Consider the following 26,881-nt stretch of genomic DNA (forward strand, 5'->3'; position numbering starts at 1 on the left):
GCAAAGTTAGTCGCCGGTGTTTCTATGACTTTTCCGCTCTGTACGACATTCGCTCAGCCTCCAGACGGCAGCAACTGGCCCACCGTGGCCGAGGGTGGGCTGCTAGTTGGCGCGGGTACCGATGCGGTTGCACGCCATTGCAGGGCGCTTTCGCGCAACACGCTCATGACATCATCTGCCATGGCTTCGAGCAAGCGCACTTCTCGCTGATTGAGAGAGTGGGGCTCCACATCCAGGATACACAGCGTGCCTAGGACGTGGCCAGCGTCGTCGCGCAATGGCGCGCCGGCGTAGAAGCGTAAGCCTTTCGCTTGAAGCGCCGGGTTGCCGGCAAAGCGCAGGTCTCGTGCGATGTCGGGTACCACCAGCGTTTGGGAGTTCGCCACCACGTGCCCGCACATCGATAGCGAGCGCGGAATGTTTAGATCTTCGCCGCGCACGGGCTCACTCGGCCCTTCTGCCGCTGCCGGCAAGCTGCCATGCGCGCCACGGACGGTCTGCTTGCCTTCATCGATCAACGAAACCATCGCCATGGGCATGTCGAAAACGTCCGCCGCGCGTTTGGCTGCCGTGTCGAAAATCGGTTGTGCGCGAGTATCCAATGCGCCGCTGGCGCGTAAGGCACGCAGCCGTTCGGCGTCTGCCTCGGGGATGGGCGCGGGCATAAAGCCTTCGTTGAACTGAACACCCATCAGGGTGGAGACCTGAACCACGGCTTCGCTGATGGAAGTGACCACCGCATCGGCGCCCATCTTCTTGCAGGCATCCTCGGCCAGCAGTTCGGGCGGCGCATTCCACAACGTCAAGATGATCTGTACATCAGGCCAGCTTCGCCGCAGCCGCCTGCAGAAGTGACGCGCCTGTAGTTGCGGCTCCGGACTGAAAAACGAGAGGCAAACGGTGTGGGCGCTGGCCAGGTCCAGGCGGGCGATATAGTCCGCGCTCAGGGTGCCGGCCGGGCGAAGCTCTGCGTGTGTTCCTTCGAGCGACAAGGCGTGCGCAAGCATGTTGGCCGCCAAGTTGTCCACCTCCCACTTGCCTCCAATGCACACCACACTCGGCCCTCCCAATCCGGCAGGCGATGGGTGCTGCTCGCACAGGTCGTCGATCAGCGCATTCATGCCAATGACGACACGGTGGCGGTGCTCCGCGGTCGCCACGCTCGCATGGTCACTCGTGGCCATGCGCAGCACGCGCAGGCCGGACTCGTCGTAGAAACTCGCAACATCGCCATTTGCCGATACCTCGGTCGCCAGCTCAATGGCTTCTTCCACGTCACCGGCAAGTAGCCTCTGGTAGATCCGGGTGGGCGTGTCCAGTGCGGGTTGGCTGCCGAGCAACACGTCCAAAAACTTGAGCCGCGGCAGATATCGGCCGATGACCAGCAGGCACACGGTAAGGGGCGTGGACATGATCAGGCCGATGGGACCCCACAGCGCGGTCCAAAAGATGGCGGAAACCATGAGCGACATCGCCGAGAGGCCGGTGCTGGCCCCGTATAGCCAAGGTTCAATGAAGTTGTTGCTCAGGACTTCCAGTGCCACGATCAGCCCGACTGTCCAGAGCACCATGCTCCAGCCGGGGTCCACGGCGAAAGCGAGTGCCACTGGAAAAATGGCGGAAATCATGGGGCCGACGTAGGGCACGAAGCGCATCACGGCGGCCACCGCGCCCCACAGAATTGCCCCTGGTACGCCGATGAACCACAAGCCCACCGCCATCGGGACGCCGTAGGTCAGGTTGATTACGAGTTGCATCGTCAGGTATTTACTGATTCGCGTGCCCGCCTCGTCCATGGCATCGGTGGAGCGATGCAGACTGCCGCCCCACAATCGCAAGAGCCGATCCCTCAGGTCGAGCCGGTCGAGCAGAATCAGCACGACGAACACCAGGACGATGCCGGCGTTGGCCAGTGGACCGCTGCTTGCTTCAAGCCAGGTGATGGCTTGCTGGAAGGACGAAGGAGACTTCTGCTCCAGCTGCACGCGCTGCGGTGGCGGCGGAGTTGTCTTTGCTTTTTCGCTGCTTTCGGCAAGGTTGGCGGGTGCCTTGTCTACCTCGTTCTTGAGCGTGTCGAAGGTCTTCAAGGCGCCGTCGAACATGCCGGGCCTGCTGGCACTTTCACGCAGATCATTCAGTTTGCTCTTGATGTTGCTCTGATACGTTGGTAGCTGCGCGCTGAGCGCGCTGACCTGGTTGCCAAGAAGCAGCCCTGCCAGCCCGAGCACCCCCAGGGCAGATGCCACGACGATGAATACCGCAGCGGCGCGCGGCAGGCCCCAGCGTTTTAGACGCATGACCAAAGGGTCGAGAACAAAGCCCAGCAGAAATGCAAGCGCCAGTGGAATCAGAATATCGCGTCCGAAGTACAGCGCAGCGATGATCACACCGGCAGTGACGAGCCCGATCACGAGCTTGAGCTCAGGTAGCAGTGCCGCAAGCTCCGATGAAGAATCAGGCGATGACGACAGCATGCTGAAGCGAGAAGCTTCGCCGGCGCCCCGGTTGCCCGAATCAGCACTTTCGGTGAGGCGGGAACTCCCGCCAGATTGCGGCTTGTTTGAGGTCACGATGGCGTACTGGTTTTGAGTCCGTGAAGGCACTTTCAGGTCAAAAGCGACGCGCAGTTCAAGTCCAACTCCCTTGCTGTACGTGAAATCGAGATGGAGTCACGCTCGCTTGCCACCCAACCCCAACCGTCATTCGACCATTGGTGGGTCGTTCTCTCGTCCAAAGTGCCGATGTTGTCCCATGGCAGCGATGAAGTCCGTGATGGCCTTCGGTGCATCTGTGGCGTCCGCGAGAATCAATCCTGTATCAGGCGAGCCGTCGGCCAGCGTCATCGGGATCTGGGCCTCCGCTAACAACGCCTCCGATGCACCGAAGGCCAGGATCGTCTTGCAATGCCAGTAATGGTCGCGCAGGAATTCGAGGGTGTGGGCGTCGGCGTCCAAGGCCGCCACGGCATCCGCGCCGTCCGGCAGCACCAGCGCGTCGAACAGGAAACCAGGCGAGTTCTCCATCGTCGCGTCTGCCGCGAACTTCTCGCCGGTCGCGCTGACATAGGTGCCCAGCCGCGTGCCGATGAGGCGAGGCACTGCACCCGCTGCGACGAGCGAGGAGACGAGTGCACCGATCGAGGCGCCCTCGACGCCGTTTGCTACGAGGATCGCGACCTTGCGCGTGCGGATGCCACCGTCGCCAGGGCGTGCCATGAGCGACAGGGCCGGGGAGATCTTGACCTCCGGTGCCGCGGGGTTTTCCAGCGCCTTGGGCAGTGCCGCCGGCAGGTCCATGCCCAGGTCTTGCGCCAGTCGCGCCGCCAGCTCGGGGGCCGCGTTGCGCAGGCTCGCGATCACGCGCTCGCGGATGGCAGGCACGGTCACCTTCGACAGCTCGAAGCGGAAGGCGTTACCGATGTGGGCCTTCTCGACCTCGGTCTGGCTCTCGAAGAACAGGCGCGCCTGCGTATAGTGGTCGGCGAACTTCTCGGGCTTGATGCGCAGCTTGTCTGCGCTTTCCTTGGCATCGATGCGCCGCGCGACGCTGACGAAGCCTTGTCCAGCACCGACCTGGAAGGGGCAGCCGCCCGCGAGCGAGTTGGGCTCGTAGGCGACGCGGCCCCGGTTGATGGCCTGGCGGTGCATGCCGTCGCGCTGGTTGTTATGTACTTGCGCGACGGGCGCATTGATCGGCAGCTCGTGGAAGTTCGGTCCACCGAGCCGGCTGATCTGCGTGTCGACGTAGGAATGGATGCGGCCGGCCAGCAGCGGATCGTTTGTGAAGTCGAGCCCGGGCACGATGTGCGCGGTGCAGAAGGCGACCTGCTCCGTTTCCGCGAAGAAGTTGTCGGGGTTCCGGTTGAGCACCATGCGGCCCACGATCTTGATGGGCACCAGCTCCTCGGGAACGATCTTCGTTGCGTCGAGGATGTCGAAGCTGAACTGCTCCGCCTGCGCTTCCGTGAAGATCTGCAGGCCGAGTTCCCACTCAGGATACTCGCCCGCCTCGATCGCTTCCCAGAGGTCGCGGCGATGGTAGTCCGGATCGGCGCCGGAGATCTTCACTGCCTCTTCCCACACCAGCGAGTGCGTGCCGAGCTTGGGCTGCCAATGGAACTTGACCAGCACCGACTCGCCCGTGTCATTGACCAGGCGGAACGTGTGGACGCCGAAGCCCTGCATCATGCGGTAGCTGCGCGGAATGGCGCGGTCGGACATCTGCCACATCAGCATGTGGGTGGACTCGGGCATCAGCGAGACGAAGTCCCAGAAGGTGTCGTGCGCGCTGGCGGCCTGGGGCATCTGGTGGTGCGGCTCGGGCTTTACCGCATGCACGAGATCGGGGAACTTCATCGCATCCTGGATGAAGAACACGGGCATGTTGTTGCCCACCAGATCCCAGTTGCCCTCGTCGGTGTAGAACTTGACGGCGAAGCCGCGCACGTCGCGGGCGGTGTCCTTCGAGCCGCGTTCGCCCGCCACGGTCGAGAAGCGCACGAACACCGGCGTGATCTTGCCGGCTTCCTTGAAGGGCGCGGCCCTGGTGTATTGCGTCAAGGGCTCGTAGGCCTCGAAGAAGCCGTGCGCCCCCGAACCGCGCGCATGGACGATGCGCTCGGGGATGCGTTCATGGTCGAAGTGGGTGATCTTCTCGCGCAGGATGAAGTCTTCCAGCAGCGCGGGTCCCCGTGCGCCGGCCTTTAGCGAGTTCTGGTTATCCGCAACGGCGACGCCCTGGTTGGTCGTGAGGGGCTGCCCGCTGGAGTCCACGCGGACGCGGTCGAGGGTGTCGATGGTGGCATTCACGCCTTCGCGTGCGACGGTGCCGGTCTTCGCGGATACATTCTGTTCAGAGAGAGTGCTGGCCGTGGGCAGGCGCGAAGGCGGACTGACGGTGACGCCTGCCGGGGTCGCGGAGGCGTTGGCTTCCCCGTACTCCAAGGCCTTGTTCTCGTTCGACGGCATGCCGCTCGCCAGCGCCTGCGTGTCGATGGCCTTTTGGGCCGGCAGGTCGCCCTTGCCTGCGGCGGGCGGAGCGGGTTGGGCGGGTCCGCTGTCGGTATTGCGCGCGGCCGCGCGCGCGGCGTCGAGCGCGGCTGCAGGGGTGGGGGCTTTTTTGGCCATGAGGGTCTCCATTGGGGAAACGCTAGGCTAGGCGTGCATCTCGTCCTTACCTGTAGGAAGAATGCGCGTGAAATTTACGGCTCATCTGACTTGTTGATGCATCGGCTCGGCCCCGCTGGTCTACGGTAAGTGGACGAACGAGTGCCATCCAAGCGCGCGCTGCTCGTCGAGGGCGGTGTCGAGTGTGCTGACTCCGAACAGAAGCGCCGCGAGCAACATCAGCACCGGCGTCAGCCACTGGCCGAAGCTTTCGCCCTCGAACTTGCAGAGGTTGACGTAGTTGCCGGACCTTCAGGATGCCGTTGCGCGTGGCGATACCCGCCAGCGTGATGAAGCCCACCATCGACGCCACGGAAAGACTCGCTCACGCCCGTGAGCCACATCCCCACCCGCTGCCGATGAGCGCAAGCGGGATGTTGGCCATGATGATGCCGGCCAGCACAGTGGACCTGTCGCGCGCGGACAGCACCAGGAAGATCATCGCCAGCGAAATCAGCGACAGGCCCACAATGAGCTTCACCGCCTGCTCCTGCGCCTTGAAACTGGCCTCCGAGGCTCACGAAGGTGCCCGGCGGAAGGTTCATTTTTGCGATCACCGTGCGGATGTCCGCGATCACGCGGCCCATGTCCGAGCCGTCGGTGTTCGCGTACACCACGATGCGCCGGCGGCCGTTCTCGCGTCCGATCTGATTCGGCCCTTCGGCTTCCTCGACCGTCGCGATGGCCGAGACCAGACGCCTTCCGGCGGGTATCGATCAGCGTCGCCGCCAGGTCTTGCGGGCTGCGCTTGCCGTCGGGCAGGCGCCGCACAACGTCGTAGCGCCGCGCCGGGCGCGAGGCCCATTTGTGCGAGCTTGCGCTGGTCGAGACGCACGGTGATCTGCGAATCAGCACCTGCTTTTCCACCGTCAGGCCGACCAGGCCAGGCACGCCCGAAAGTCCCTGGCGCCTCTGCTCGCCCAGGCCGCGCAACGTGTCGGTGTCGTCGCCGCGCGATCCGTCAACTTGAGTTGCTTTCCACCAATCGTTGTCGATAGACGTCGAGGAGAAAATATTTATAAATCAACAGCTTACGTCGATTTTTCGATAGTTGGCGATTGTCCGCAAAAAGCGGCAAATCATTCCCACTCGATCGTTGCCGGCGGCTTGCTCGACACGTCGTACGTGACCCGGTTGATGCCGCGCACTTCATTGATGATGCGGCCCGACACCTTCTTGAGCAGCGCATACGGCAGCTCGGCCCAGTCGGCGGTCATGAAGTCGCTGGTCTGCACCGCGCGCAGCGCGACCACGTAGTCGTAGGTGCGGCCGTCGCCCATCACGCCCACGCTCTTCACAGGCAGGAACACGGTGAAGGCCTGGCTCGTGAGGTCGTACCAGGTCTTGCCGGTGGCCTCGTCCTTGAAGTTGCGCAGCTCCTCGATGAAGATCGCGTCGGCGCGGCGCAGCAGGTCGGCGTATTCCTTCTTCACTTCGCCGAGGATGCGCACGCCCAGGCCCGGACCGGGGAACGGATGGCGGTACACCATCTCTGGCGGCAGGCCGAGTGCCACGCCCAGTTCGCGCACTTCGTCCTTGAACAGGTCGCGCAGCGGCTCGAGCAGCTTGAGTCCGAGCTGCTCGGGCAGGCCGCCCACGTTGTGGTGGCTCTTGATGGTGACGGCCTTCTTGCTCTTGGCACCGCCCGATTCGATGACGTCGGGGTAGATGGTGCCTTGCGCCAGGAAGGTCGCGCCCTTGACGGCCGGTCGGCCGTCAACTCCGTTCTTGCCGCCGTCGCCTGCGGCCTTGAGCTTGGCAGCCTCCTGCTTGAACACGGTAACGAACTCGCCGCCGATGATCTTGCGCTTGGCTTCAGGGTCGCTCACGCCGGCGAGCTTGCCGAGGAACAGCTCGCTCGCATCGACGCGAATGACCTTCGCGTGCAGCTTGCCTTCGAACATCTCCATGACCATGTCGCCTTCGTTCAGGCGCAAGAGGCCGTGGTCGACAAATACGCAAGTGAGCTGATCGCCGATGGCGCGGTGGATGAGCGCGGCAGCCACGCTCGAATCCACGCCACCCGAGAGCCCGAGGATGACCTCTTCGTCGCCCACCTGCTCGCGAATCTTCTGCACGGCTTCGGCGATGTGGTCGCGCATGACCCAGTCGGGCTTCGCCTCGCAGATGCCGAGCACGAAGCGATCGATGATCGCCTTGCCCTGCACGGTGTGCGTGACTTCGGGGTGGAACTGCAGCGCGTAGTAGCGGCGCGCCTCGTCGGCCATGCCGGCGATGGGGCAGCTCTCGGTGCTGGCCATGAGCTTGAAGCCGGGCGGCAGCTCGGTGACCTTGTCGCCGTGGCTCATCCACACGTTGAGCATGCCGAAGCCCTCGGGCGTGGTGAAGTCGGCGATGTCTTTCAAGAGCGCGGTGTGGCCATGGGCGCGCACGGACGCAAAACCGAACTCGCGCTTGTGGCCGCCCTCGACCTTGCCGCCGAGCTGATGCGCCATGGTCTGCATGCCGTAGCAGATGCCGAGCACCGGCACGCCCAGGTCGAACACGGCCTGCGGCGCCTTGTCGGTGGTCTCTTCGTACACGCTCGCATGGCTGCCCGAAAGAATCACGCCCTTCAGATGGCCGTCGGCCGCGTATTCGCGCACCCATTCGTCGGTCACGTCGCAAGGGTGCACTTCGCTGAGCACGTGCGCTTCGCGCACACGGCGCGCGATGAGCTGCGTGACTTGCGAGCCGAAATCGAGAATGAGGATCTTGTCGTGTTGCATTGAGAAGACTCGGTCAGAGCGTTGAAATGTCGAACAGCCTGACGCCCGCTTGCGGCGCAGCCTGGATGAGTTGCTCGTCGAAGGTGGCGAGCGGAAGATTGAGCGATTTAGCGAGCCACAGGTACCCCGCGTCGTACAGCGAAACGCCTGCGTCGATGGCGACAGCCAACACCGCCTTGTGCTGGGCCGGCGCGAGCTCGTGCAGTTCCACGCGGTGGCGAATGGCATCGAGCACGCTCCACAGCCCTTCGACGGCCGAAGGAGGAATGCGGCCGCTGCGAACGCCGTTGGCAAGGATGTTGGCGCACTCCCATTGCCAGGCGTTGGGCGCCTGCGGCTCGACCTCGTCGCGGCGAATGGCGGCGTAGAGCTTGCGGGTGTGCTCGCTGGCTTGGTCGGGCAGCAGCCAGGCGGCGGTGACGGAAGCGTCCATGACGAAGGCTGTCACGATTGGCGCCCTTCGTCGAGCAAAGCGCGTACCGACTGGCCGGGCTTGATGCTGGCGTGCAGCGCGTCGATCTGGCCGAGTTCGCGCTCGATCTGCTCGTCGGTGATGACGGGTTTGCGCCGCACCGGCAGCATGCGCACCACCTCCTTGCCATGGCGCGTGATGCGAACCTCCTCGCCCTTTTCGACCATGTCGATCAGGGCGGAGAAGTTGTTCTTGGCTTCGGCGATGCCGATGGATTGCATTTGGGCCAGAAAGTTTGAACCTGGCCCAAATTCTAACCCCAATCTGGCCCGACTTTCAAGGTCTGGCCAGATCAGGCTTACTCAGCGCGGTAGTTCGGCGCTTCCTTGGTGATCTGCACGTCGTGCACGTGGCTTTCGCGAATGCCCGCCGTGGTGATCTCGACGAACTCGGCCTTGTTCTTCATCTCTTCGATGGTGGCGCAGCCACAGTAGCCCATGCTGGCGCGCAAGCCGCCCGACATCTGGTACACGATGGAAACCATCGAGCCCTTGTAGGGCACACGGCCTTCGATGCCTTCGGGCACCAGCTTGTCGGCATTGGGATTGCCGGTGGTCGATTCCTGGAAGTAGCGGTCGGCACTGCCCTGCTGCATCGCGCCGATGGAACCCATGCCGCGATAGCTCTTGTAGCTGCGGCCCTGGAACAGCACGATTTCGCCGGGGGCTTCTTCGGTGCCCGCGAACATGCCGCCCATCATCACGGTGCTTGCGCCCGCGGCAATGGCCTTGGCGATGTCGCCCGAATAGCGGATGCCGCCGTCGGCGATCAGCGGAATGCCGGTGCCTTGCAGCGCGGTGGCCACGTTGTCCACGGCCATGATCTGCGGCACGCCCACGCCGGCAACGATGCGCGTGGTGCAGATCGAACCGGGGCCGATGCCGACCTTGACGGCGTCCGCGCCGGCGTCGGCCAGCGCACGCGCTGCGTCGCCGGTGGCGATGTTGCCGCCGATCACGTCGACCTGCGGATAGTTCTTCTTGACCCAGCGCACGCGGTCGATCACGCCGGCGCTGTGGCCGTGCGCGGTGTCGACCACGATGGCATCGACACCGGCCTTGACCAGCGCCTCGACGCGTTCTTCGGTGCCCGCACCCACGCCGACTGCGGCGCCCACGCGCAGGCGGCCGCTCGGGTCGCGCGCTGCATTGGGGAAGCTGGTCTGCTTGGTGATGTCCTTGACGGTGATCAGGCCCTTGAGCTCCCACGCGCTGTTGATGACCAGCAGGCGTTCGAGCTTGTGCTTGTTGAGCAGCGCCTTGGCTTCAGCAAGGGTGGTGCCGTCGGGTACGGTGATGAGCTTTTCGCGTGGCGTCATGATCTCGCTCACCGGCACGTCCAGGCGGCTCTCGAAGCGCAGGTCGCGCCCCGTGACGATGCCCACCACCTTGCCGCCGTCGAGCACCGGAAAGCCCGAGATGCCCAGCTCGTCGGACAGCTGCATGACCTGCAGCACCGTGTGCGTGGGCGTGATCACCACAGGGTCGCGGAGCACGCCGGACTCGTATCGCTTCACCTTGGCAACCTGCGCGGCCTGCTCGGCCGCGGTGAAGTTCTTGTGCACGATGCCGATGCCGCCTTCTTGCGCGATTGCGATCGCGAGGCGTGCCTCGGTCACGGTGTCCATCGCGGCGGAAACCAGCGGCAGATTGAGCGCGATGTTGCGGGAGAAACGGGTGGCGAGGGAGGTGTCCTTGGGCAGGACCTGGGAGAACGCTGGCACCAACAACACGTCGTCGAAGGTGAGCGCTTTGCCGAGAAGGCGCATGGGTGAAGCTCCAAAAGACGGATTGTAACGATGCCCGGTACTTACCCGCCCCCTGAGGGGCTTCGGCCGATATCGGCGCGGCCCGCGAGATCGTCGAACGTCGCCAATTTCCAACTCGACGGCGTGGAAAGCGTGGGCCTTCCGTGTTGCAAAACGTAAGGCCCAGCTAAACTCGCCGCATGAAAATCGCGCATTGGCTCGTACTGGGATGTGTTTGCCTGCTGCCGCTGTCGGCCAGCGCGCAGTGGCAATGGATCGACAAGAGCGGCAAGAAGGTCTTCAGCGACCAGGCACCGCCGCCCGATATTCCCGAGAAGAACATCCTTCGCCGTGCGGGCTCGCCGCCGCCGGCCCGCACGGGCTTCGGCTCTGCCCCTGCCGACGGCGCCGCCTCCGACGAGGCAGGCGCACCCAGGGCCCGTGAAGCCACGGCAGCGCCCAAGCCTCCGGCCGTCGACAAGGAGCTCGAGGAAAAGACCAAGAAGGCGCAGGCGGAAGAAAAGGCCAAGCAGGCCGCCGAGGCGGAGAAAAACGCCAAGATTAAGGCCGAGAACTGCGAACGCGCGCGCCAAGGCAAGGCCACGTTCGACAGCGGCATCCGCGTGGCCAAGGTCAATGCCAAGGGCGAACGCGAAATCATGGACGACGCGGCCCGTGCCGCCGAGCAGAAGCGCCTTCAGTCGATCATCGAAAGCGACTGCAAGTAAGTCCGCCGGTTCAGTAGCCGGCCTTGCCGCCCTTGCGGCGGTTCGCAAACAGGCCGGTCCCCCGCGCGCCCTGGCGCTGGAAGCGTTCGCGGCGCGCCGCCTTGGGATCGACGGCCAAGGGCCGGCACAGTTCGACGCGGTCGCCGTCCTTGAGCGGCTGATTCCAGGCGACTTCCCTGCCCCAAATTCCCGGCGTCATCAACTGGCGCCAATCCTGGTCCGGAAAGCGTTGCGCAAGGTCGCTGGCCCTCACCGCATCGTCAACGGTGGCCTCGGGCGGCAGCCGCAGCACTTGCTCGAACACCTCGCGCGGCGCGGGCGAGCAGCTCAGCGTGACTTCGATCATCCTTCCTTGCCGTAGACCTGCTCGGCGCGCTTCACAAAGGCCTCGACAAGGCTGGAGGCCACGGTGTCGAACACCGGCCCCACCAGCGCCTGCAGCGCAAAGTTGCTGAAGCCGTAGCTCATGTGCAGCTCGACCCGGCAGGCCCGGTCGCCCGGCTCGCCCACAGGTGCAAACTTCCAGATGCCGTCCAGATTGGAAAACGGCCCGTCGACCAGCTTGAGGTGCACTTCGCGCCCCGGCACATGGCTGTTGCGGGTGGTGAAGCTCTGGTGAAGGCCGGCAAAAGCCAAGCCGACTTCGGCGGTCATGCCGGCCTCGTCTTCCTCGATGACCCGGGCCTTGTCGCACCAGGGCAGGAACTGCGGATACTTCTCCACATCGGTGACGAGCGCGTACATCTCTTCGGCGCTGTACCAGATGAGGACGGACTTGTTGACGGTTTTCATAGAATCGGGACAGCGTGCGCGACGGATTGTATTGAAGCCATGCGTCCCCATCTTTCCGAGCCATGGCCACCAAGAAACAAGATACCTCCTCCCGCATTGCCGACAACAAGAAGGCCGCGTACAACTATTTCTTCGAAGAACGCTTCGAGGCCGGCATCGTCCTCGAGGGCTGGGAAGTCAAGTCCCTGCGCGAAGGAAAGGTGCAGCTGACCGACGGGTACGTGGTGATCCGCGACGGCGAACTGTTCGTTGTCGGCCTGCAGATCAACCCGCTCAAGAGCGCGTCGACCCACGTCAACCCTGACTCTGTCCGCACCAAGAAGTTGCTGCTGCACAAGGAAGAAATCCGCCGGCTGGTGGGCAAGGTCGAACAAAAGGGCTACGCGCTGGTGCCGCTCAACCTGCATTGGAAAGCGGGCAAGGTCAAATGCGAAATTGCGCTCGCGAAGGGCAAGGCCGAGCACGACAAGCGCGACACCATCAAGGACCGCGAAGGCAAGCGCGAGGTCGAGCGCGCCATGAAAAGCCGCAGCCGCTAGCCTTTTTGCACGGGTGTGGACAAAGGCGCAGGGTCGGCCGTTTCGTTGCCCGGTAAGCTGTCATGCGTAATGTTTTCCCGAACTCGCGACGCCCGCCTACCGCGATTTGCCTTGGGGCCGGCATAAACTGCCGGCTCGCGCATCCAACTGGCTTGTGTTCGCGATTTTTCAACTGAAGGAGAAACTGCATGAAATTGCTCAGCGCCTCGATCCTCGCGGCGGCATTGCTCGCCGGCTGCGGTGGCATGTCCAACAAGACCGCCAGCGCACCCGACACACCCACCCGCACCGCCGACGGCGTGCTCGTCGGACCGAACGGCATGACGCTTTACACCTTCGCCCGCGATACGCCCGGCGCAGGCACCTCCGCCTGCAACGCCCAGTGCGCCGCCAACTGGCCGCCGCTCCCTGTGGCCGAAACCGCCAAGCCCATGGGCGGCTACACCATCATCGTGCGTGAAGACGGCAAGAGGCAGTGGGCCTACAAGGGTTCTCCGCTCTACTACTGGACGAAGGACAGCAAGCCGGGCGACAAGACCGGTGACGGCGTCCTGAACGGCGCCTGGAAGGTTGCCCGCCCCTGAGGCCGGCCATCCGCTGAATGCAAAAGGCCCCGGCGAAAGTCGGGGCCTTTTCTTTTGGGTTTGATCAATGCGCGCTGGGGAGCGCGCTATCTGCCGCCGCGGTGCGCCGTCCGCGCAATGCAAGCAGTTCGTTGAACACCAGCGCCCCTATGACCAGCGCGCCACCGGTCAGCACACTGGGCGCGGGCGTTTCGCCGGCACCAAGCCAAGCCAATGCAATGCCGAAGATCACCTCGAGCAACGCAAGCAGCGCAACTTCAGGCGCCTTCAGCACCCGCGCGCAGAGCACCGAAAGCACGCACGGAATCGCCAGCTGGAACACACCCAGAAAGGCAAGCAGGCCGAGGTCGTGCGCGTTCGCCTGAAAAGGCAGCGCAAAGGGCAGCGTGAACAGCGCGCTGAGCGCCGCGCCGATCAGCACCGCGGGAACCAGGTCGATGTCATGCCCCTTGGCATGCGCATGCTGAACCACTGTCCAGTTGGTAGCGCCGGCCAATGGCACGCAAAGCGCCACCAGCGTTCCGAGCAGAGATCCACCCGCCGCCCCGCCCTGCATCAGCTGCGTGCCGTACATCCAGGCAATGCCGAGCCCGGCGACCACAATGGCGAGCCAGGTTCGAACGGGCAGCCGGTGGCCGATGAAGATGCGCGCGGCCAGCGCCGTGAACAACGGCCCGAGCGCCATGGTCACCAGCACGCTGGCAGTGGAAGCCAGCGTGAGCGCCACCATGAAGGCGGTGAACATCACCGTCCAGCAGATGCCTGAAATCCACAGCGCGCGACCGCCGCGCCATATTTGAGAGAACACCGCCCGGCCCCGCCAAAGCGGCAAGATCACCAGCAGCGCAAGCAGCGTGAAGAGGCTGCGCCAGAAGGTGATCTCGAAACTGTGCGCCTGCGTGAGGTGCCGCGTGACGACGCCCGCCGTGGCCCACATCAGGGTCACGGCGACCATCATCCACACGGCCCCTCCGTGCGTCAGGCGCAGCATCGGTCGATGTCGGCGATCAGCTCGCCGTTTCGCGGCTGGCGCGCTTGCGGTCGCTTTCCTTCAGGAAACGCTTGCGCAGGCGAACGCTCTTGGGCGTGATTTCGACCAGCTCGTCGTCCTCGATGAACTCGACGCCGTATTCCAGCGTGAGGTCGATCGGGGGCGTGATCTTGATCGCATCTTCCTTGCCGCTCACGCGGAAGTTGGTCAGCTGCTTGGTACGCGTGGCGTTCACCACGAGGTCGTTGTCGCGGCTGTGGATGCCGACGATCATGCCTTCGTACACCGGATCGTTGGCCTTCACGAACATGCGGCCGCGGTCGTCCAGCTTGCCCAGGGCGTAGGTGAAGATTTCACCGTCGTCCATCGAGATCAGCACGCCGTTCTTGCGGCTGCCGATGTCGCCCTTGTGCGGTTCGTAGCTGTCGAAGATGTTGCTGATAAGGCCCGAGCCGCGCGTCAGGTTCAGGAACTCATTCGTGAAGCCGATCAGGCCGCGCGCCGGGATGCGGTATTCCAGGCGCACACGGCCGCGGCCGTCCGGTTCCATGTTGACCAGTTCGCCCTTGCGCTCGCCCAGTGCCTGCATCACGCCGCCCTGGTGCTGCTCTTCGATGTCGGCCGTGACCAGCTCGATGGGCTCGTGCTTCTCGCCGTTCACGGTGCGGAACACCACGCGCGGCTTCGACACGGCCATTTCGTAGCCTTCGCGGCGCATGTTTTCCAACAGGATGGTCAGGTGCAGTTCACCGCGCCCCATCACTTCGAAAATGCCTTCTTCGTCGGTTTCGTTCACGCGCAGCGCAACGTTGTGCTGCAGTTCCTTCTGCAGGCGGTCCCAGATCTGGCGGCTGGTGACGAACTTGCCTTCGCGTCCGGCCAGCGGGCTGGTGTTGACGCAGAAGTTCATGGTCAGGGTCGGCTCGTCGACCTTGAGCATGGGCAGCGGCGCGGGCTTGTCCTTGTCGGTCACGGTGACGCCGATGCCGATGTCGGCGATGCCGTTGATCAGCACGATTTCGCCGGGGCCGGCTTCAGTCGATTGCACGCGGTCCAGGCCTTGGAAAGTCAGCACCTGGTTGACCCGGCCCTTGACGGTCTTGCCGTCCGGACCTTCCATGACCAGCACGTCGGTCATGGGCCGGAGCGTGCCCTGGCTGATGCGGCCCACGCCGATGCGGCCGACGAAGGTCGAGAAGTCGAGGGCGGAAATCTGCAGCTGCAGCGGCGCGTCCGGGTCACCCTTTTGCGACGGAACGTGCTTCAGGATGGTGTTGAACAGGGCCGACATGTCGGGACCCCACTGTTCACCAGGAGCGCCCTCTTCCAGCGACGACCAGCCGTTGATGCCCGAGGCGTAGACCACGGGGAAGTCGAGCTGTTCGTCGGTCGCGCCGAGCTTGTCGAACAGGTCGAAGGCGGCGTTGACCACCTTGTCGGGGTTGGCGCCCGGCTTGTCGACCTTGTTCACGACCAGGATGGGCTTGAGGCCGAGGGCCAGCGCCTTCTTGGTCACGAAGCGGGTCTGGGGCATCGGGCCTTCTTGCGCATCGATCAGCAGCACCACGCCGTCGACCATCGACAGCGCGCGTTCCACTTCACCGCCGAAGTCCGCGTGACCGGGGGTGTCGACGATGTTGATGTGCGTGCCTTCCCAGGTCACGGCGCAGTTCTTGGCCAGGATAGTGATGCCGCGTTCTTTCTCGATCGCGTTGTTGTCCATCACGGTGTCGACCACTTTCTCGTGATCGGCAAAGGTGCCCGACTGGCGCAGCAGCTGGTCGACCATCGTGGTCTTGCCATGGTCCACGTGGGCAATGATGGCGATATTGCGGATTTGCTTGGTACTCATGGTGTCGCTTCGGTCTGTTGTGCGTTCAAAAGAATTTGCTGGATTTCGATGGGGTTCAGCAAGCGCCCCGGAATCAATTCGTTGGCCGTGATGTGGGCCGTTCCCAGGAAGGCCGGCGGTTCGATGCCGAACACCGCCACTTCGCCGGCATCGGCCCAGCTGCCGCGGCGGCGCAGGCCCGAGAGAAAACGTGCCGCATCTTCGTTGCCGAGCATGACGCGGCTGTGGCCGTCCACCAGTGATTCGGCAGGCAGGAGTTGTGCCAGGCGCTCTTCCTCGCCCATGGCCTCGAGCGCCTCGAGCGTGACGCACTGCGCCTCGCCGAAGCCGCCCGTTGCCGTGCGGCGCAGCGAGGTCAGGTGCGCGCCGCAACTCAGCGCCTCGCCGATGTCTTCGCCCAGGGTGCGAATGTAGGTGCCCTTGCTCACCGAGGCAACGATCCGCAAGGCGGTTTCGTCCGTTCGCGTGATGCTCAGCCGGTGAATGACCACGTCGCGTGGCGCACGCTCGATTTCGATGCCTTCGCGCGCGTACTCGTACAGCGCCTTGCCGTCTTTCTTGAGCGCGCTGTGCATCGGCGGAACCTGGCGGATGGGGCCGGTGAACTGCGCCTCCACACGGGCCAGGTCTTCAGGCGTGACGTGCACCGGGCGCTCTGCGATGACCTCGCCCTCGGCGTCCGCGGTGGCGGTCTTCACGCCAAGACGGGCCGTGGCCACATAGGTCTTGTCTGCGTCGAGGTGCAACTGGCTGAACTTGGTCGCCGCGCCGAAACACAAGGGCAGCACCCCCGTGGCCAGCGGATCGAGCGTGCCGGTGTGGCCCGCTTTTTCGGCGCGCAGCAACCACTTGGCCTTTTGCAAGGCCTGGTTGCTGGAGAGTCCCAGCGGTTTGTCGAGCAACAACACCCCATGCACAGGGCGCCGCTGCACCCTTGTGCGTGGCGCGTTCATGGCTAGTCGTCTTTCGAACGCGAAGCAACGGCCTGCGCAATGAGCGCATTCATGTCGGCCGCACGCTCGGTGGTGCGGTCGAACAGGAAGTGCAGCGTCGGCACGGTGTGGATGTGCAGGCGCTTGAACAGGCCGTTGCGCAGGAACCCCGCGGCCTGGTTCAGCGCTTCGGTGGTTTCGTCCACGTCGCCCGTGAGCACGCTGAAGAACACCTTCGCATGCGCATAGTCGGGCGTGACCTCGACCGCCTGGATCGTGACCATGCCCACGCGCGGGTCCTTCAACTCGCGCGCGATCAGCTCCGTCAGATCGCGCTGGATCTGGTCGGCGACCTTGAAGGCGCGGTTTGGGGCTGCTGCTTTTCTTTTGGGCACAGTGGATATCGCTTGTCAGAGATGCAGTGGCAACCACCAGCGATCGCTGCGCGGCAAATAAAGAGCGGAAGGGTCGTGCGACATGACGACGCGTTCGGCTTTTCCGGTGATGCGGTTTTCGTCGATGAAACCGATGAAGCGCGAGTCGTTGCTGTTGTCCCGGTTGTCACCCATCACCATGACGAAGCCCTTGGGCACCGTCACCGGTGCAAAGCTCCTGGAGTGATTGAAGGCTGGCAGCCGTGCGACCTCGATGTCGGAACTCGCGCGATGCTCGCGCCAGATCTCTTCGTCCAGCACGCCCATTTCAGTGGGTACGGGCCGGGACTCCTCGACCAGCGTGCGCTTCACCGGCGTGCCATTGATGATGAGAACGTTGTCCCACATCGACACCGTGTCGCCACCACGCGCAACCACCCGCTTGATCAGGTTCACCCCGTCGGCCGGAGAATCGAAGGTGATGACATCGCCGCGCGCGGGCTCGCTCCAGCGCACCACCTGGTGCAGCGTGAACGGAACCCGGAGGCTATAAGCCAGCTTGTTGACCACAACCCGATCCCCGGCCCACAGCGTGGGATTCATCGAGGACGACGGCACGTAGTTCCAGTCGGCCGCAGCCGAACGGAACACGAGCATGAGGCCGATGAAGAGCACGAGGCCCTTCTGCTGGCGCCATAGTTGCGTGAGTCGCGACATGATCGATGCCTCTCGTGCGCCTTACAGCGTACGAGCGATCTCCTTGATTTCGAAGAATTCGAGCTGATCGCCCTCTTTGATGTCGTTGTAGTTCTTGAGCTTGATACCGCACTCGAAGCCTTCGCGGACTTCGCGAACATCGTCCTTCATGCGCTTGATCGAGTCGACCTCGCCGGTGTAGATCACCACGTTGTCGCGCAGCAGGCGGAAATGCGCACTGCGGTTGACCGAACCCGAGGTGATGTACGAACCCGCGACCGTACCGATCTTCGAGGCCACGAACACCGTGCGGATCTCGGCCGAGCCGATGATTTCCTCGCGGCGCTCCGGTGCCAGCATGCCCGACATCGCAACCTTGATCTCGTCCACAGCGTCGTAAATGATGCTGTAGTAGTTCAGCTGCACGCCATTGCCTTCGGCCAGCTTGCGCGCACCGGCATCGGCACGCACGTTGAAGCCGATCACGATGGCCTTGGAGGCGATGGCGAGGTTGATGTCGCTTTCGCTGATGCCGCCGACGCCGGCGTACACGATCTGCACCTTGACCTCTTCGTTCGCCAGCTTGAGCAGCGACTGGGCCAGTGCTTCCTGCGAGCCCTGAACGTCGGCCTTGATGATGATGCGCAGCGTCTGCACTTCGCCGGCCGAAAGGTCGGTGAACATGTTCTGCAGGTTCGCAGCCTGAGCCTTCGCCAGCTTGGTGTTGCGGAACTTGCCGGCACGGTAGGTCGCGATTTCGCGCGCACGGCGCTCGTCGCTCATCACCATGAACTCGTCGCCCGCTTGCGGCACTTCGGTCAGGCCCTGGATCTCGACCGGAATCGACGGACCCGCGGTCTTGATGGTCCGGCCGTCTTCGTCGAGCATGGCGCGCACGCGACCATAGGTCGAGCCGGCCAGCACCACGTCGCCGGTCTTGAGCGTGCCGGACTGAACCAGCACGGTCGCGACCGGGCCGCGGCCCTTGTCGAGCTGAGCCTCGATGACCAGGCCCTTGGCGGCGGCATCCACCGGCGCCTTGAGTTCCAGCACTTCGGCCTGCAGCAGCACCTGTTCGAGCAGGTCGTCGATGCCCTGGCCCGTCTTGGCGGACACCGGCACGAACGGCACGTCGCCGCCGTATTCTTCAGGCACGACTTCCTCGGCCACCAGTTCCTGCTTCACGCGGTCCGGGCTGGCGTCGGGCTTGTCGATCTTGTTGATGGCAACCACGATCGGCACACCAGCAGCTTTCGCGTGCTTGATGGCTTCCTTGGTCTGCGGCATGACGCCGTCGTCGGCCGCCACCACCAGGATGACGATGTCGGTGGCCTGCGCACCGCGGGCACGCATGGCCGTGAAGGCCTCGTGACCCGGGGTGTCGAGGAACGACACCATGCCGCGTTCGGTTTGCACGTGGTACGCACCAATGTGCTGCGTAATGCCGCCGGCTTCGCCCGCGGCAACCTTGGCACGGCGGATGTAGTCCAGCAACGAGGTCTTGCCGTGGTCGACGTGGCCCATGACGGTCACGACCGGTGCGCGCGGCAGGGCTTCGGCGGTTTGCGCGCCCACGTCCTCGTCGGTGAAGGCCTCCGGGTCGTCCAGCGCGGCAACGACCGCGTTGTGGCCCATTTCCTCCACCAGGATCATGGCGGTGTCCTGGTCGAGCGACTGGTTGATGGTCGCCATCTGGCCCAGCTTCATGAGCTGCTTGATGACTTCCTGCGCCTTGACGGCCATCTTGTGCGCGAGCTCGGCCACCGTGATGGTTTCGGGCACGTGCACTTCAAGAATGCGTGCCTCGACCGGCGCGGCCTGCACATGCTCTTCGTGGCCTCCACGGTCGTTGCTGCCACGGCGGCCACGCGGGCCTCCGCGCCAGTTGCCGCGGCCGACACCACCGCTGGCATCGCCGCGGGTCTTGATTTCCTTCTTCTTGGCAGGATCGCCAGCCCAGCTCGACGAGAGCTTGGCCGACTTGACTTCCTTGCCGGCACCGGCGGCGCCAGGCGCTGCGGGAGCGCCGGCTGCGGCAGGCGCTCCGGGGCGAGCCGCGGGCGCGGCCGGCTTGTGCAGCGTGCCCTTGACCGCGGCCTTTTCGGGCTGCGGCTTCTCGGGCGCCTTGTGCGGCACCAGCACGCGGGCCGGTGCGTTCATCATCGCGCGAATGGCTTCGGCTTCGGCGAGTGCCTTGCGGCGACGCTCATCGAGGTCCTTGGCGCGGGCGGCTTCCTCGTCGGCACGGGCCTTCGATTCAGCGGCGGCTTTGGCCTTCGCGTCTTCCTTGGCTTGCGTGGCGGCGGTCTGGGCGGCCAGCTTGGTGTCTGCGGCTTGCTGCTCCGCGGCAGCGGCTGCGGCGGCAGCAGGTGCTGCCACAGGCTTGGCCGCTTCCTTGGCGGGCGCGGCGGCGGCTTCGGCAGCGGCCTTCTTCTCGGCGGCGATGCGGGCGGCTTCCTGCTCGGCCTGTTCGGCGCGCTCGGCCTTTTCCGCCTGTTCGCGTTCGCGGGCTTCGGCTTCTTCGCGCAGGCGGCGCTTCTCGGCCAGCTCTTCTTCCTGGCGGCGGATCAGCTCGGCCTGGCGGCGCGCCTCTTCCTCGCGGCGGGCCAGTTCGGCCTCGTCGATGCGGGGTGCGGCGGGTGCCGCGGCGGACGCTTCGGCCACGGGTTGCGCCTCGGGCACGGCGGGGTGGCCGTCGTCGCGCTGGATGAAGGTGCGCTTCTTGCGCACTTCGACCTGGATGGTGCGGGCGCGGCCGGTGGCGTCGGCCTGCTTGATCTCGCTGGTCGACTTTTTCGTCAGCGTGATCTTCTTGCGCTCGGGCTCGGCGGTGCCGTGGCTGGCTTTGAGAAAGCCGAGCAGGCGCTGCTTGTCAGCCTCGGTGAGTGCATCGGTGGGTGCCGCTTTGGGCACGCCTGCGCTCTTGAGCTGGTCAAGCAAGGTTTCGGGAGTCTTCTTGAGCTCGTTCGCGAACTCGGCGACAGTGGTACTGGACATATTGGTTTCGTGCCTCCATGACCGTCACTCTTGGCCGGCGAACCAATGTTCGCGGGCTTTCAAGATGAGGGCTTTGGCGTCATCGGCGCTGTGGCCGGTGATCTCGGTGAGTTCATCGACCGCGAGGTCGGCGAGGTCGTCGCGGGTGTGCACACCCGCCTCGGCCAGCTTGGGAATCAGCTCGGGGTCGAGGCCTTCGAGGTCGCGCAGATTCTGCGAGACGGTCTCGACGCCCTCTTCCTTGGCGATTTCCATGGTCAACAGCGCATCCTTGGCGCGCGTGCGCAGCTCGTTGATGGTGTCTTCGTCGAAAGCTTCGATCTCCAGCATTTCGGAGATCGGCACATAGGCCACTTCCTCGAGGCTGTTGAAGCCTTCGGAGATCAGGATGTCGGCGATTTCCTCGTCGACGTCGAGCTTTTCCATGAAGAGCTTGCGGCTGGCATCGGTCTCGACGGCCTGCTTCTGCGCAGACTCGTTGGCGTCCATGATGTTGATCTTCCAGCCGGTGAGGTCGGAAGCCAGGCGCACGTTCTGGCCGCCGCGGCCGATGGCGATGGCGAGGTTTTCCTCGTCGACCACCACGTCCATGGCGTGCTTTTCCTCATCGACCACGATCGACGACACGTTGGCCGGAGCCAGGGCACCGATCACGAACTGGGCCGGGTCTTCGCTCCACAGCACGATATCGACGCGCTCGCCGGCGAGCTCGTTGGTGACGGCGTTGACACGCGTGCCGCGCACGCCGACACAGGTGCCGATCGGGTCGACACGCTTGTCATGCGAGAGCACGGCGATCTTGGCGCGCGAACCCGGGTCGCGGGCGCAGCTCTTGATTTCGAGCAGGCCTTGTTCGATTTCGGGCACTTCCTGGCGGAACAGCTCGATCATGAACTCGGGCGCCGAGCGCGACAGGATGATCGGCGCGCCGCGCAGCGTCAGGTCGACCTCCATGATCATGGCCCGCACGCGGTCGCCGTTGCGCAGGTTTTCCTTGGAGATCATCTCGCTGCGGCGCAGGCGCCCTTCGACGCGGCCAGCCTCCACGATGATGTCGCCCTTGTCCAGGCGCTTGACGGTGCCCACAAAGATCTTGTCGCCGCGCGACATGAAGTCGTTGAGCAGCATCTCGCGCTCGGCGTCGCGGATCTTCTGCAGGATGACCTGCTTGGCCGCCATCGCGCCGATACGGCCGATGGGCACGGATTCAACCGCTTCCTCGATGTATTCGTCGACCTCGATGTCGGGCATTTCTTCCCGGGCTTCGAACAGGAGGATCTCCTGGTCGGGCAGCTGCAGGCCGGCCTCGTCCGGAACGACGTGCCAGCGGCGGAAGGTTTCATAGTCGCCGCTGTCGCGGTCGACCGAGACGCGGATGTCCACGTCGCCCTGATGGAGCTTCTTGGTGGCCTGCGCCAGTGCGGACTCGACTGCGCCGAAAACCACGTCGCGCTCGACGTTCTTCTCGCGCGAGATCGCATCCACCAACATCAACATTTCGCGATTCATGCCACCACTCCTCTGGTCAGTCCGGAACATTCGTTCCGTCGTCAATATCCGAAAAACCCGGTTGGGTTTTGGCCCTGCGGCCCTTGAAATCCACAATTGGCGCGAGCCGCGCATCGCGCAGCTCGTCCAGCACGAAGCCGAGCGCATGCAACTTTGCAGGCGCGCGCTTCTTGCTCACTTTTTGACCCGGCTTGGGCTCGGGCGCATCGCTCCAGACGATTTGCCAGCCCGGGGCTCCGTCGGCCCCCTCCGCCTTTTCAGCGCGCTCGAGCGTGCCGCGAAACTTCTTGCGGGTGGCAGACACCTGCCCCGCCGCCGCGGCACCCATCGGCGCCTTGAGCGTGATGTCGATCACCTCGCCCACGAAACGCTCGAAATCCTGCTCATTGCGCAGCGGACGGTCAATACCCGGCGAGGAAACCTCGAGCCGCTTGTAATCGACACCATCGACCTCGAGCGCAAATTGCAGCTGCCGCGTGACCTTTTCGCAATCTTCGACGGTCACGAAAGGCTCGGGAATACCGGCAGCCACAGCTTCCGATGTGGGGGCCGTCCAGGGCAAATCAATCGTCACGCGCAGCAATCCCCCGGCCGAGCGTTCGATCTCGACCAGGTCGTAGCCAAGTCCGGCTACGGTTTGTTCCACAATCTGCTGCAATGCCACGTGTTTGAAAACGCCTTGTAAAAATGCCTGTGCGAAATGCTTGTACGCGCCAACCGCCCGCCACGGATGCCACGCATTGAAAATGCATAGGCCAAAAAAAACGGGCGGTTGGTACCCGCCCGTTTGGTCGTGAGCCTCGAATTATATGCTATTCCTGTGATAAATGAAGCGGCGGGAGCGGCTCAAAACGCCTGCCGGCGCCGGGATCTGGACCAGACCAGTGCAAACAGCACCGAGCCAAGCGCCAGCGCAGCTGCCGCCACCAGCAGCGGCAGCTGAAAAGAGCCGGTTCGCTGAGCCAAAGGCGCCGCAAACAGCGGCCCGATGATCTGCCCCACCCCATAGGAAGCCGTCGCGTAGCCGATCAGCCCGGCAGCGGCATTGCCCCGCAAGCGGCGGGCATCTCGCATGGCAAAAAGCGTGATGGCCGTGAACGGCATGCCGAGCAGCAGGCTCCCAAGGGCAAAGCCCGTGATCGTCGGCCATGCGACCGACAGCACCACGCCCAGCGCCTGCAGCGCATAGGCCACGGCCAGAAGCAACCGGTTGTCCCAGTGGATGGGCGCGCGGGCGCCGATCAGCGCGCCTGGAATGATGGCCAGCCCGAACAGCGGCCAGAAGAAGTCGGGCCAGGGCGAGCCCGGCAGGGCCTGGCGGGCGATCACCGGCAGGAACGTGGCGGTGATGATGTAGCCGAAGCCGGCCAGGCCGTACAGCGCAACCAGCCAGATCGCGTCGCTGCGCGCCGACGCCGAGGCAGCCGGCCCGGCTGCCGCAGGAGGTGCCGCCGTGGAACCGCTGGCGGCGGGCAGGTCGCCGTCATCAAAAATCCGCCAGATCAGCGCCACAAGCACCAGCGCGAGCACGCCCAGACCGATCCACCCTGCTTCCGAGCCCCAGCCGCCCAATGCGCCGCCGAGCAGGCCGGTCATGGCGATGCCGATGCCCGGCCCCGTGTAGATCACGCCAGCCAGTGCCGGGGAATTGGTTTCGGCCAATCGCCGGAGGCCCCACCCAGATGCAAAGACGAAAACCCAGGCGCTCATCACGCCGGCTGCCGCGCGCAGGATGCCCCAGCTGGTGAAGCTGTGAAGCACGCCCATGCCGACCAGCAAGACGGCCGTAGCGGCCAAGCCGCCGCGCACCATGCTCTTGGCCTTGATGCCGATGGCCGCGCAACTGACCGCGCCCAAAAAGTAACCCAGGTAATTGAGTGAAGCCAGCACGCCTCCGGCCTCGAGCTGCAGCTTTCCCTCGTGCAGCATGATCGGCAGCATGGGCGTGAAGGCGAATCGCCCCAGACCCATGGCCACAGCCAAAGTGACCATGCAGGCCAGCGCGGCGCGCCAGGCACCGCGCCGGTTTTGTCCGACTCCCGACATTTTTCTTCAGTTCCGTTGTTATTCCAGCAGCGCCGCAGCCACCAGTTTCTTTGTATAGGGGTGCTCGGGTGCATCGAGCACGCGCCCGACCGGGCCGCCTTCGAGGATGGCACCGTCCTTCATCACGATGACCTGGTGCGCCATGGCGCGGATCACCTCGACGTCGTGCGTGATGAGCAAATAGCTCAGGCCCCGCTCGCGCTGAAGGCGCTGGAGCAAACCCAGCACCTGCTTCTGGATCGTGACGTCGAGCGCGCTGGTCGGCTCGTCGAGCACCAGCAGTTGCGGATCTACGATCAATGCGCGCGCAATTGCGAGCCGCTGGCGCTGTCCGCCCGAAAACTCGTGCGGATAGCGGTCGAGCAACGACGGAAACTGCGCCTCGCTCAGCCCCACGTCGGCCAATGCTGCAAGAGCTCGCGCCCGCCGCTGCACCGTGCCCAGTTCGGGTGCGTGCACGCGCAGCCCCTCCCCTACGATCTGCTCAACCGTCATGCGGGGCGAGAGCGAAGAAAACGGGTCCTGGAAAACCACCTGCATGACCCGGCGCAGAGCCAGGTCCGACGCCTGGTCGACCGCCCACCCCTTGCCGTCCACCTTCAGCGCGCCGCCGTACTTCAACAGGCCGAGCGCGGCCAGCGCCAGCGTGGATTTACCCGAACCGGATTCGCCAACCACGCCCAGTGTTTCGCCCGGCGCGATGCGGAAATCGGCGTTCTCCACCGCGATGAATTCACCCTTGCGGAACCAGCCCGCAATGCCCGGCCTGGACACCGGATAGCTCACTCGCAGGCCCTTGGCCTCGAGCACCGGCTTCGCATCCGCGCCCACGGTCACCGCGGAGACGTCGCGCTCCGGATGGCTGTCGATCAGCTTGCGCGTGTAGGCATGCTGCGGCGCTTCGAACACGGTGCCGACAGCGCCATGCTCGACGATATGGCCGTTTTCCATCACGGCGACGCGGTCGGCAAACCGGCGCACCAGATTGAGGTCGTGCGTGATCAACAGCACGGCCATGCCGTGCTTGCGCTGAAGGTCGGCAAGCAATTCGAGGATTTGCGCCCGCACCGTGACGTCGAGCGCGGTGGTCGGCTCGTCCGCCAGCAGCAGGCGCGGCTTGCAGGCGAGCGCCATCGCGATCATGGCGCGCTGGCGCTGGCCGCCCGAAAGCTGGTGCGGAAACGACCTCGCCCGGCGCTCCGGCTCGGGAATTCCGGTGTCGGCAAGCAGCTGGACGGTAGCCGCCTGCGCGTCCCGCGCGGAAAGCCCTTCGTGCAGTTCGAGCACCTCGGCAATCTGGTCGCCCACGCTGTAGAGCGCATTGAGCGCCGTCATCGGCTCCTGGAAGATCATCGCGATCTCCTTGCCGCGAATGCCGCGCAACTCCCCCTCCGGAATCGACAACAGATCGCGCGCATTCGCGCCGCCCCGCGCGTCGGACAGCTTGGCGGAGCCGGTCACTTCGGCGTTCTGCGCCAGCCGCAGCAGCGACAGGGCCGTGACTGTCTTGCCCGAGCCCGATTCGCCGACAAGTGCGAGCTTTTCGCCCGCGGCGATGCGGAAGTCGACGCCGTGCACCACGCTCTTGCCACCGAAGGCGACGCGCAGGCCTTTTACGTCGAGCAGCGGCTGATGGGGCATTTCGCTCATTTGTCGGCCTTTCGTGGATCGAGCGCATCGCGCAGCGCGTCGCCCATGAAGGTCAGCAGCATCAGCGTGACGACCAGCACCCCGAAAGTGGAAAGCGAAATCCACCAGGCATCGATGTTGGCCTTGCCCTGGCTCAGCAGTTCGCCGAGCGACGGCGTGCCCGGCGGCACGCCAAGCCCAAGAAAGTCGAGCGAGGTCAACGCCAGGATGGCCGCGCTCATGCGAAACGGCAGGAAGGTAACGACCGGCACCATGCTGTTGGGCAGGATGTGGCGCCACATGATCTGCAGGTTGCCGACACCCAAGGCGCGGGCGGCGCGCACGTAGTCCATCTGGCGGTTGCGCAGGAACTCGGCGCGCACGTAGTCGGCCAAGCCCATCCACCCGAACAGGCTGAGCAAGATCAGCAACAACGCGACGCTTGGCGCGAAGATTGCGCTGAAGATGATCAGCAGGTACAGCTCGGGCATCGAGCTCCATATCTCGATGAAGCGCTGGAACGCCAGGTCGACCTTGCCGGCGAAATAGCCCTGGACCGCGCCCGCGATCACGCCGAGCACCGTGCCGATGGCGGTGAGCGCCAGGCCGAACAGCACGCTCACGCGAAAACCGTAGATCAGCTGTGCCAAGAGGTCGCGCCCGCGGTCATCCGTGCCGAAGAAGTTGTCACCCGTGGGAGCCGCCGGACTCGGCGCCTTGGCGAAGTAGTTGAGCGTTTTCGGTCCGTAAGGATTGGGCGCGTAGATCGCCCAGTTGCCACCTTGCGTGATGCGCTCGCGAATGAAGGGATCGAGGTAGTCGGCAGGTGTTTCGAAATCGCCGCCGAATGTCTTCTCGGAGTAGTCGCGCAACACCGGGAAATAGGTGCGCCCTTCATAGCGCAACACCAGCGGCTTGTCGGTAGAGAGCACTTCTGCAAACAGGCTCAGCACCACCATCGCGGTGAAGATCACCAGGCTCCAGTAGCCGAGCCGGTTGCGCTTGAAGCGTATCCACGCACGGCGGCTGGGAGAAACATGCGCCGTGCTAGTGGGCACCGCCTTGGCATTCAGGCCAGCCGGCAGCGCGACGGACATCG

22 protein-coding genes and 1 pseudogene are annotated in these 26,881 nt (G+C 64.5%); 3 read left to right on the top strand and 20 right to left on the bottom strand.

Translation table 11 applies throughout. The annotated features are described in order from the left end of the window. Positions 1–53: 53 nt before the first annotated feature. From EJI00_RS02495 to guaB, 7 genes and pseudogenes are all read right to left on the bottom strand, one after another. Positions 54–2,570 carry an AI-2E family transporter gene (locus EJI00_RS02495; protein WP_260590430.1) on the bottom strand — a complete coding sequence of 839 codons (2,517 nt, stop codon included), beginning with the start codon at positions 2,568–2,570 and terminating at the stop codon, positions 54–56. 129 nt (positions 2,571–2,699) lie between these two features. Continuing rightward, entirely contained in the window at positions 2,700–5,126 is a 2,427-nt protein-coding gene (locus EJI00_RS02500) for a catalase (RefSeq protein ID WP_126745885.1), read from the bottom strand. Between the two features lie 165 nt (positions 5,127–5,291). Next, positions 5,292–6,116, bottom strand: a pseudogene (locus tag EJI00_RS02505) (efflux RND transporter permease subunit); the annotation flags it as partial. 128 nt (positions 6,117–6,244) lie between these two features. Beyond that, positions 6,245–7,894, bottom strand: a complete 1,650-nt coding sequence (guaA, locus tag EJI00_RS02510) for a glutamine-hydrolyzing GMP synthase (protein WP_126745886.1) — start codon at positions 7,892–7,894, stop codon at positions 6,245–6,247. A 13-nt stretch (positions 7,895–7,907) separates the two neighbouring features. Next, positions 7,908–8,327: a type II toxin-antitoxin system VapC family toxin gene (locus EJI00_RS02515; RefSeq protein ID WP_126746073.1), complete on the bottom strand. Its 420-nt coding sequence runs from the start codon at positions 8,325–8,327 to the stop codon at positions 7,908–7,910. Between the two features lie 11 nt (positions 8,328–8,338). Then, entirely contained in the window at positions 8,339–8,587 is a 249-nt protein-coding gene (locus EJI00_RS02520; RefSeq protein WP_126745887.1) for a type II toxin-antitoxin system Phd/YefM family antitoxin, read from the bottom strand. A gap of 77 nt (positions 8,588–8,664) precedes the next feature. Beyond that, entirely contained in the window at positions 8,665–10,134 is a 1,470-nt protein-coding gene (guaB, locus tag EJI00_RS02525) for an IMP dehydrogenase (protein WP_126745888.1), read from the bottom strand. 179 nt (positions 10,135–10,313) lie between these two features. Here guaB and EJI00_RS02530 point away from each other — a divergent pair, with 179 nt between their 5' ends. Continuing rightward, positions 10,314–10,841 carry a DUF4124 domain-containing protein gene (locus EJI00_RS02530; RefSeq protein WP_126745889.1) on the top strand — a complete coding sequence of 176 codons (528 nt, stop codon included), beginning with the start codon at positions 10,314–10,316 and terminating at the stop codon, positions 10,839–10,841. A 10-nt stretch (positions 10,842–10,851) separates the two neighbouring features. On the opposite strand, the gene EJI00_RS02535 is transcribed toward EJI00_RS02530, so the two are convergent. Next, positions 10,852–11,187, bottom strand: a complete 336-nt coding sequence (locus EJI00_RS02535) for an RnfH family protein (protein ID WP_126745890.1) — start codon at positions 11,185–11,187, stop codon at positions 10,852–10,854. Then, positions 11,184–11,633 carry a type II toxin-antitoxin system RatA family toxin gene (locus EJI00_RS02540; protein WP_126745891.1) on the bottom strand — a complete coding sequence of 150 codons (450 nt, stop codon included), beginning with the start codon at positions 11,631–11,633 and terminating at the stop codon, positions 11,184–11,186. Before EJI00_RS02540 ends, EJI00_RS02535 begins: the two co-directional genes overlap by 4 nt. A 62-nt stretch (positions 11,634–11,695) precedes the next feature. On the opposite strand from EJI00_RS02540, the gene smpB reads away from it, so the two are divergent. Continuing rightward, positions 11,696–12,172, top strand: coding sequence for an SsrA-binding protein SmpB (gene smpB / locus EJI00_RS02545; protein WP_126745892.1), 477 nt, complete (start codon positions 11,696–11,698; stop codon positions 12,170–12,172). A gap of 188 nt (positions 12,173–12,360) precedes the next feature. Continuing rightward, the gene (locus EJI00_RS02550; protein ID WP_126745893.1) at positions 12,361–12,756 is read left to right on the top strand and encodes an ATP-binding protein; all 396 of its coding nucleotides are present in this window, start codon (positions 12,361–12,363) and stop codon (positions 12,754–12,756) included. 64 nt (positions 12,757–12,820) lie between these two features. Here EJI00_RS02550 and EJI00_RS02555 read toward each other — a convergent pair whose 3' ends face one another. From EJI00_RS02555 to EJI00_RS02605, 11 genes are all read right to left on the bottom strand, one after another. After that, positions 12,821–13,747, bottom strand: a complete 927-nt coding sequence (locus EJI00_RS02555; RefSeq protein ID WP_185868042.1) for a DMT family transporter — start codon at positions 13,745–13,747, stop codon at positions 12,821–12,823. Positions 13,748–13,763: 16 nt separating this feature from the next. Further along, positions 13,764–15,599: a translational GTPase TypA gene (gene typA, locus EJI00_RS02560; RefSeq protein WP_126745894.1), complete on the bottom strand. Its 1,836-nt coding sequence runs from the start codon at positions 15,597–15,599 to the stop codon at positions 13,764–13,766. Continuing rightward, positions 15,596–16,552 carry a tRNA pseudouridine(55) synthase TruB gene (gene truB, locus EJI00_RS02565; RefSeq protein ID WP_126745895.1) on the bottom strand — a complete coding sequence of 319 codons (957 nt, stop codon included), beginning with the start codon at positions 16,550–16,552 and terminating at the stop codon, positions 15,596–15,598. The genes typA and truB overlap by 4 nt, the downstream gene beginning before the upstream one ends. A 2-nt stretch (positions 16,553–16,554) precedes the next feature. Then, positions 16,555–16,926 (bottom strand): 30S ribosome-binding factor RbfA, encoded by a 372-nt coding sequence (gene rbfA, locus EJI00_RS02570; RefSeq protein ID WP_126745896.1) that lies wholly within the window; start codon positions 16,924–16,926, stop codon positions 16,555–16,557. 15 nt (positions 16,927–16,941) lie between these two features. Then, positions 16,942–17,622: a signal peptidase I gene (gene lepB, locus EJI00_RS02575; protein WP_126745897.1), complete on the bottom strand. Its 681-nt coding sequence runs from the start codon at positions 17,620–17,622 to the stop codon at positions 16,942–16,944. A gap of 21 nt (positions 17,623–17,643) precedes the next feature. Continuing rightward, complete coding sequence (gene infB, locus EJI00_RS02580; protein WP_126745898.1) at positions 17,644–20,598, bottom strand: translation initiation factor IF-2; 2,955 nt, start codon at positions 20,596–20,598, stop codon at positions 17,644–17,646. Positions 20,599–20,622: 24 nt separating this feature from the next. Next, a complete protein-coding gene (gene nusA / locus EJI00_RS02585) occupies positions 20,623–22,107 on the bottom strand; it encodes a transcription termination factor NusA (protein ID WP_126745899.1) in 1,485 nt (494 codons plus the stop codon). A 16-nt stretch (positions 22,108–22,123) separates the two neighbouring features. Beyond that, the gene (gene rimP, locus EJI00_RS02590; protein WP_126745900.1) at positions 22,124–22,771 is read right to left on the bottom strand and encodes a ribosome maturation factor RimP; all 648 of its coding nucleotides are present in this window, start codon (positions 22,769–22,771) and stop codon (positions 22,124–22,126) included. 182 nt (positions 22,772–22,953) lie between these two features. Beyond that, positions 22,954–24,153 carry a YbfB/YjiJ family MFS transporter gene (locus EJI00_RS02595; protein ID WP_126745901.1) on the bottom strand — a complete coding sequence of 400 codons (1,200 nt, stop codon included), beginning with the start codon at positions 24,151–24,153 and terminating at the stop codon, positions 22,954–22,956. Between the two features lie 18 nt (positions 24,154–24,171). After that, positions 24,172–25,803, bottom strand: a complete 1,632-nt coding sequence (locus tag EJI00_RS02600) for an ABC transporter ATP-binding protein (protein ID WP_126745902.1) — start codon at positions 25,801–25,803, stop codon at positions 24,172–24,174. Beyond that, positions 25,800–26,879 carry an ABC transporter permease gene (locus tag EJI00_RS02605; RefSeq protein WP_126745903.1) on the bottom strand — a complete coding sequence of 360 codons (1,080 nt, stop codon included), beginning with the start codon at positions 26,877–26,879 and terminating at the stop codon, positions 25,800–25,802. The genes EJI00_RS02600 and EJI00_RS02605 overlap by 4 nt, the downstream gene beginning before the upstream one ends. Between the last annotated feature and the right edge of the window lie 2 nt (positions 26,880–26,881).

It is taken from the genome of Variovorax sp. DXTD-1 (genome assembly GCF_003984625.1).
Lineage (GTDB): Bacteria > Pseudomonadota > Gammaproteobacteria > Burkholderiales > Burkholderiaceae_C > Variovorax.